This window comes from Streptomyces exfoliatus, from assembly GCF_000725545.1.
Lineage (GTDB): Bacteria > Actinomycetota > Actinomycetes > Streptomycetales > Streptomycetaceae > Streptomyces > Streptomyces exfoliatus.
Genome location: NZ_JNZP01000084.1, coordinates 1 through 1,139 on the forward strand (window position 1 = coordinate 1; position 1,139 = coordinate 1,139).

1 protein-coding gene is annotated in these 1,139 nt (G+C 69.2%); it reads right to left on the minus strand.

Annotated features, from left to right (window positions below):
- The coding region (locus tag IO20_RS0134185) for an acyl-CoA dehydrogenase family protein (RefSeq protein WP_245685160.1) at window positions 1-1,139 on the minus strand (1,139 nt) is incomplete at both ends.

Here is a 1,139-nt window from a genome sequence, read left to right on the forward strand (position 1 = left end):
TACGGGAGGTTGCGGGCCATGACGATGCGCTGGACCTGGTTGGTGCCTTCGTAGATCTGGGTGATCTTGGCGTCGCGCATCATGCGCTCGACGGGGTAGTCGCGGGTGTAGCCGTAGCCGCCGAGGAGCTGGACGGCGTCGGTGGTGACCTCCATGGCGACGTCGGAGGCGAAGCACTTGGCCGCGGCGCCGAAGAAGGTGAGGTCGCCGTCGACGCGTTCGCTCTTGGCGGCGGCGGCGTAGGTGAGCTGGCGGGCGGCTTCGAGCTTCATGGCCATGTCGGCGAGCATGAACTGCACGCCCTGGAAGTCGGCGATGGGCTTGCCGAACTGCTTGCGCTCGGTGACGTAGCCCTTGGCGTAGTCGAGGGCGCCCTGGGCGATGCCGATGGCCTGGGCGGCAATGGTGATGCGGGTGTGGTCGAGGGTCTTCATCGCGGTGGCGAAGCCGGTGCCCTCGGCGCCGATCATGCGGTCGGCGGGGATGCGGACGTTGTCGAGGTAGACCTCGCGGGTGGGGGAGCCCTTGATGCCGAGCTTCTTCTCCGGGGCGCCGAAGGACACGCCCTCGTCGGACTTCTCCACGACGAAGGCGCTGATGCCCTTGGAGCGCTTGTCGGGGTCGGTGACGGCCATCACCGTGTAGTACTCGGAGACGCCCGCGTTGGTGATCCACCGCTTGACGCCGTTGAGGACCCAGAAGTCGCCGTCGCGGACCGCGCGGGTCTTCATGCCGGCCGCGTCGGAGCCCGCGTCGGGCTCGGACAGGGCGTAGGAGAACATCGCGTCGCCCTTGGCCAGCGGGCCGAGGTACTTCGCCTTCAGCTCCTCCGAGCCGGACAGGATCACCGGCAGCGAGCCCAGCTTGTTGACCGCCGGGATCAGCGAGGACGAGCCGCACGCGCGCGCGACCTCCTCGATCACGATCACCGTGGCCAGCGCGTCCGCGCCCGCGCCGCCGTAGGCCTCCGGGACGTGCACGGCGTGCAGGTCGTTGGCGACCAGCGCGTCCAGGGCCTCCTGCGGGAACCGGCTCTCCTCGTCGACCGCGGCGGCGAACGGCACGATCTTCGCCTCCGCGAGAGCACGCACCGACTCCCGGAGCATGTCGTGCTCCTCGGAAGGCCGATACAGGTCGAA